2 pseudogenes and 1 CRISPR repeat array are annotated in these 1568 nt (G+C 43.5%); of the pseudogenes, one reads left to right on the forward strand and one right to left on the reverse strand.

The features are described from left to right. The first annotated feature begins 98 nt into the window (after nt 1–98). Nucleotides 99–727: direct repeats of the CRISPR family, unit length 29 nt; unit sequence TGTTCACTGCCGTACAGGCAGCTTAGAAA. A gap of 123 nt (nt 728–850) precedes the next feature. Further along, nucleotides 851–1111: pseudogene (locus tag C5471_RS23175) on the reverse strand (helix-turn-helix domain-containing protein); the annotation flags it as partial. Between the two features lie 80 nt (nt 1112–1191). Here C5471_RS23175 and C5471_RS23180 point away from each other — a divergent pair. Then, a pseudogene (locus C5471_RS23180) lies at nt 1192–1568 on the forward strand (IS4 family transposase); the annotation flags it as partial.

Genomic DNA, 1568 nt, shown 5'->3' on the forward strand with positions numbered 1-1568 from the left:
ATTTATTAAGGGGATTAAACTCTGTTTATAAAAAGGGTTTTTCTCCTTTATAGTGACTTTGCTCTTTAATAATCAATAGATTAAAGTTAATATGCAACAGTTCACTGCCGTACAGGCAGCTTAGAAAAGTATTAAAGCCGTTCACGGATATGGTGAAAAGTTCACTGCCGTACAGGCAGCTTAGAAACGTAGCGACTTTTAGTTGTTCAAGTGTTATGTGTTCACTGCCGTACAGGCAGCTTAGAAATTTTTCATTTGCGGCTACCTCTTAGCGTACATGTTCACTGCCGTACAGGCAGCTTAGAAAGTTGCCAGCGGCTTATGTCTATGAATATCCACGTTCACTGCCGTACAGGCAGCTTAGAAAGCCAAAGATGATGCAAAAGAGCATAGTTTACAGTTCACTGCCGTACAGGCAGCTTAGAAAGTCAACTTTCCAAACTAAATTCAACATATCGAGTTCACTGCCGTACAGGCAGCTTAGAAAATGGGCAGCAAAAGGCACTCCGACAAGCTTATGTTCACTGCCGTACAGGCAGCTTAGAAAAATATGAATATAAGCACTATCCACTCCAATTTGTTCACTGCCGTACAGGCAGCTTAGAAATGCTTTTCTGCAAGTTTAAACGGTGCATTCATGTTCACTGCCGTACAGGCAGCTTAGAAAATTGTTGTTAGTGGTATAGGGGAAATGAGAGCGTTCACTGCCGTACAGGCAGCTTAGAAAAAGGTTAAATTTCTATTCCTTTCCTTGGTTATAAGGGAATAGGGGTACTGATTTATTCTTATCTTAATAACCGCTATTGGATTTGAAATCCGTAAGCCACGAATGGTTTATAGAACTAGCCCCTTATGGAGCTGGTTTTGTTGGTTTTATTAGGACATCAGCAGGAATACCAAACATACCGTGTAAATTCCGGATCATGGATAATATCAGATTACGCTTTCTATTGAGAACTTCATAAACACGGTTGGATTTGCCGATAGCGGGTTCCAAGTCTTTAACTGTTAATCCTGATTGCTCCATTCTGAATTTAATGGCCTCGATCGGGTCTGGTGGGTCGATTGGATAGTGTTCTGCTTCGTATTCTTCAATGAGCAGAACTATCACTTGTGACTGCTCCCCGTCGTAAACCTGTCTTTCCTACACAAATATTTTAACCCGCCCCCTCGTTATTGAACTTTTCCCTCAAAGGTCCGGAGGACGGGCTTTGCTGGCATCTTCTGACCTCCGAACCGGTCAAAAGTCAGGAAGACGCCCATAAAATATTCAGTTATTACGAGCGCCGCTGGCTGATAGAGGAATTTCACAAAGCGTGGAAAACGGGCGGCACGCAGGTAGAAGCGCTGCGTATGCAAAGCAAAGATAATCTGGAGCGCATGATAGTGTTGCTGGCCTTTATAGCGGTACGGATACACCCGCTGCGTTTTATGGGTCTGAACAAAGAAGAGGCAGAGAAAGAGAGCTGTGAGACAGTATTAAGCCCCCTGGCGTGGAAATTACTGTGGTCAAAACAAGAAAAACGCGGTCCGCCGAAAAAAGCCCCGAGTTTGCATTGGGCCTTCAT

The organism is Photorhabdus tasmaniensis (assembly GCF_011189505.1).
In the GTDB taxonomy this organism is placed as follows: domain Bacteria; phylum Pseudomonadota; class Gammaproteobacteria; order Enterobacterales; family Enterobacteriaceae; genus Photorhabdus; species Photorhabdus tasmaniensis.